The 4,254-nt window shown below is 70.4% G+C and carries 4 protein-coding genes; 2 read left to right on the top strand and 2 right to left on the bottom strand.

Annotated features, from left to right (window positions below; all coding sequences use genetic code 11):
• The coding region (locus ACYVO6_RS30715) for a TerD family protein (protein ID WP_461066853.1) at positions 1-636 on the bottom strand (636 nt) is incomplete at its 3' end.
• Between the two features lie 146 nt (positions 637-782).
• Complete coding sequence (locus tag ACYVO6_RS30710) at positions 783-1,376, bottom strand: M48 metallopeptidase family protein (protein ID WP_461066851.1); 594 nt, start codon at positions 1,374-1,376, stop codon at positions 783-785.
• A 233-nt stretch (positions 1,377-1,609) separates the two neighbouring features.
• Between ACYVO6_RS30710 and ACYVO6_RS30705 the strand changes: the two genes are divergently transcribed.
• Positions 1,610-2,803, top strand: a complete 1,194-nt coding sequence (locus ACYVO6_RS30705) for a TOMM precursor leader peptide-binding protein (RefSeq protein ID WP_461066849.1) — start codon at positions 1,610-1,612, stop codon at positions 2,801-2,803.
• Positions 2,796-4,190, top strand: a complete 1,395-nt coding sequence (locus tag ACYVO6_RS30700) for an ABC1 kinase family protein (protein WP_461066847.1) — start codon at positions 2,796-2,798, stop codon at positions 4,188-4,190. The genes ACYVO6_RS30705 and ACYVO6_RS30700 overlap by 8 nt, the downstream gene beginning before the upstream one ends.
• The last annotated feature ends 64 nt before the right edge of the window (positions 4,191-4,254 follow it).

Below are 4,254 nucleotides of genomic sequence, written 5' to 3'. Positions count from 1 at the left end.
CGTTGCGGGGCCCGACGGGGCGCCGAACGCGGGCGGCGCGGTGGCCTGCGCGGGCGGCGCGAAGGACGGCGCGCCGGCCTGCGGCTGCGGTGCGGCGGCGGGCTCCTCCTCGGCGACCTCGCCACCGAAGTTCTTCAGCAGCGCGTCGAGTCCGCCGTCGAAGCCCTGCCCGACCGCCGCGAACCGCCATACGTCCTTGAGGTAGAAGTCGCCCAGCATCACGGCGCGTTCGGTGGAGAACTCGGCGCCGCTGAAGGGGTACCGGGCCACCTCCTCGCCGCCCGCGACGATGCGCAGGTATCCGGGGGCGATCTGCGACAACTGCCCGGCGCCGTCGAGCGTCGCCGTGAACGACAGCCTCTGGATCTGCGGCGGGATCTTGTCGAGCGTGACGCGGAAGGACTCCGTGTCGCCCGCCTGCGCTCCCAGGAGCTGAATGGACTCTTCAGGAGTCTTCGGCTGGTTGAAGAAGACGAAGTACCTGTCGTCCGAAAGCCGTTCGTCGGCGTCCAGACCGAAGCAGCTGATGTCGAAGGTCAGTCCGGGGCCGCTGATCTGCACGCCTACGTACAGATCGGTGCCCGCGGTGAGGTCACTGATCTTGGCCTTGTGGCCGCGTTGGAATTCCCTGGCCATGCGTAACGACCGTCCCCCATCCCGAATACGAGTGCGTCGCGCGTCAGGCTAACGGCAAAATCCGGCCGCGGACGAAGCCGGTACAGACCCGGTACACAATCCCTGCTTCCGGCCCGTACCAGCACAGTCGCGCCGCCGGGCCGCCGTCACTCGTCGCGCGCGGCGGGCAGATGGGGCAGCCGGTCGGCGGCGACCACCCCTTCGAGGTAGCCGCGGGCCCGCTCGGTGCGCGGATAGGCCTCGAGGAGCTGCCAGAAGCGGGGCCCGTGGCCGGGCACGAGCAGGTGCGCGAGTTCGTGGACGAGGACGTAGTCGACGACGTATTCGGGCATGCCCTGCAAGCGGTGCGACAGGCGGATGCTGCCCTCGGCCGGGGTGCAGGAGCCCCAGCGGGTGTTCTGGTTGGTGACCCAGCGGACCGAGGAGGGCCGGGCGAGGCCGTCGAAGTACAGGTCTGAGAGACAGGCGGCACGCTCGGAGAGCTCCGCGTCGCCGAGTACCCGCTTGTTCTCCTGGGCGGCGAGCTTGTCGAGCATGACGCCCACCCAGCGCTGCTCCTCCGCCTCGGACATCCGGGCGGGGATCAGCACGACGGTACGATCACCCTCGCGGTACGCGGAGACCGTTCTGCGTCGGCGAGTGCTCCGGCGGACCTCGATCGCGCTCGTTCCCGAGCCGCTCGGCGGCTCGCTGGTCGTGCTGCGCTGTGCTTTTCCGCGGTTCAGTGGGTCGGCGGACACGCCCCGACGGTACCTGTTGCGCATGGTGGAAGTCCCGCCTCCGGGACGGTTCGATGCCGATCCGCGCCCTGCGCGCCCAGTTTGTCCCTACTCCGTACGCCTGATTTGCACGACGAATACCCACAGCCTGTGGATAACTTTCGGCCTCCGCCGGCAGATGCGTGCATGCTGGCAATCGACCGGCGGGGCAGAACGAGCACTACCGGCACAACGGGGACGTACGGGGGTCTGTCATGCATCCGATGGTGAAACCCGCGCTTCGGCGCGCCTGGCGGGATCTGAACACCGTGCAGTTCGGAATGGCACCGGCACATGCGATGGTGCTCGGCCCGATGGACACGGCGACGAGCAGCTTTCTGACCTTGCTCGACGGGACACGCGGGCTTCCTCTCCTGCGCGACGAAGGCCACCGCATGGGTTTGCCCGACGGCCATGTCGACGGGCTCGTGGAGCGGCTGGCCCGGGCGGGACTGCTGGACGACGCGACGGGCGGCGGCCCGGACGCGGACGCCCTGCGCGAGAAGAAGGCGGCCTTGGACCGGCTGCGGGCCGACCTCGTGTCCCTGTCCCTGGTCACCCACGAGCCGGGCGAGGGCATGCGACGGCTGGCGGCCCGCCGTTCCTTGCGCGTGCAGGTGTGGGGCGCGGGCCGGGTGGGTGTGGCCATGGCCTGCGCGCTGGCGGGCGCGGGCGTGGGCCATGTCGACGTACGCGACGGCGGTTGCGTCGATCCGTGGGATGTCGCACCGGGCGGACTGCCCGTCGACTCCATTGGCGAGCGCAGGGAAGAGGCAGCGCGGCGGGCGGTGCGCCGGGCGGCACCGAACCGCCCACCACGGCGCGGCGGCGCACAGTCACCTCCCGACGACCAAGAGCCGGGGCTCTCCCTGGTGATCCTCGCGCCACGGGACGGCCTCGCGGCCCACGCCCCCGACCCGGCCACCGCCGAGCCGCTGATCGCATCCGGGACACCGCATCTGTACGCCGGGGTCGTGGAGGGCACCGGAGTCGTCGGCCCACTGGTCCTGCCCGGCGACACGGCCTGCGCCGGCTGTCTGGACCGGGGCCGCACCGACCGCGACCCGAGCTGGCCGCGCCTGGTCGCCCAATGGCGCTCCGGGCAGCCTCGTCAGGTGCAGGCGTGCGATCTGACGCTGTCGGCCACGGTCGCCGGACTGGCCGCGGGGCACGCACTCGCTTTTCTGGACGGGGAGTTGCCGTCCAGCGCGGGTGCTCGTTGGGAGACGTCGGTGCCCGGTTTCGACTGGCATGCACGCCCCGTGTGGCCGCATCCCGCATGCTCGTGCGGGACTACGGAGAAAGCTAAGGGGGAGCAGACCTCGGAGGACGAGAGGCCGCACGAGACAATGGCCGGGCAACAGCCGCAAGCGGCTCGGCTGTCCGGTACTTGGAGGGCGCATGTCTGATCTTCCCCGGAAGGCGGTCACCCGGACCGCCAAGCTCGCCGCCCTACCGCTCGGCTTCGCCGGGCGGGCCACGTGGGGGCTCGGCAAACGGATCGGCGGGAAGTCGGCGGAGATCGTGGGCCGCGAGCTGCAACAGCGCACAGCGGAGCAGCTGTTCAAGGTGCTCGGCGAGCTCAAGGGCGGCGCGATGAAGTTCGGGCAGGCACTGTCCGTCTTCGAGTCGGCGCTGCCCGAGGAAGTCGCCGGGCCATATCGCGCGGCACTGACGAAGCTTCAGGAAGCAGCGCCACCGATGCCGACACGCACGGTGCACACTGTGCTCGAGGAGCGGCTGGGCAAGGACTGGCACGACCTGTTCCTGGAGTTCGAGGACAAGCCGTCCGCGGCCGCCTCGATCGGACAGGTGCACCGCGCGGTGTGGCACGACGGCCGGGAGGTCGCCGTCAAGGTGCAGTACCCGGGTGCGGGCGAGGCACTGCTCTCCGACCTGAACCAACTCAGCCGTTTCGCCCGGCTTCTGGGGCCGCTGATTCCGGGGATGGACGTCAAGCCGCTCATCGCGGAGCTGCGCGACCGAGTGTCCGAGGAACTCGACTACGGCCTGGAGGCACAGGCCCAGCAGGCGCACGCGGAGGAGTTCGCGGACGATCCGGATGTACTGGTGCCGGCTGTGGTCCACCAGTGCGAGCAGGTGCTGGTGACCGAGTGGATCGACGGCATCCCAATGTCCGAGGTGATCACCGACGGTACGCAGGAGCAGCGGGACCGGGCAGGACAGCTCCTCGCCCGCTTTCTCTTCTCCGGCCCGGCCCGTACCGGCCTGCTGCACGCCGACCCGCACCCCGGCAACTTCCGGCTCCTGCCCGACGAGTCCGGCGACCCCGACGGCAAGGACGGTATGGATGGCTGGCGCCTGGGCGTAATGGACTTCGGCACGGTGGACCGCCTCCCGGGCGGCCTGCCGCCGACGATCGGCGACTCGCTGCGGATGACCCTCGACGGCGAGGCCGAAACGGTCTACGAGCTGCTCTGCGAGGAGGGCTTCGTCAAGGAGTCGATTGAGCTCGACCCGGAAGCCGTCCTGGACTACCTGCTCCCCATCATCGAGCCGGCCAAGGTCGACGAGTTCACCTTCACCCGAGGCTGGATGCGCAGCCAGGCGGCCCGAATCGCCGACCCTCGCTCCCCCGCGCACCAGCTCGGCAAGCAGCTCAACCTGCCCCCGGCGTATCTGCTGATACACCGGGTGACATTGAGCACCATCGGCGTGCTGTGCCAACTGGGCGCCACGGTACGGCTCCGAGCGGAACTCGAGGAGTGGCTGCCGGGGTTCCTCCCGGAGGACGAAACGACCCTGGAGGAGGGGGAGGCGGCGGCCGAGGCGTGAGGTTCGGGCGGGGGCTTGAGCGTGTAGGTGCGTGAGCCGGGGCCGACGGAGGGTGGGGGCGGGG

The sequence above is a fragment of the Streptomyces pseudoechinosporeus genome (genome assembly GCF_054783935.1).
Note: the sequence above shows the minus strand (reverse complement) of the source record. Positions and strands in the feature narration are given on the sequence as shown.

Bases quoted from the DNA above. Each gene is read 5' to 3' on its own strand.
- ACYVO6_RS30705 (WP_461066849.1), top strand. From the start codon at position 1,610: ATGCATCCGATGGTGAAACCCGCGCTTCGGCGCGCCTGGCGGGATCTG.
- ACYVO6_RS30700 (WP_461066847.1), top strand. From the start codon at position 2,796: ATGTCTGATCTTCCCCGGAAGGCGGTCACCCGGACCGCCAAGCTCGCC.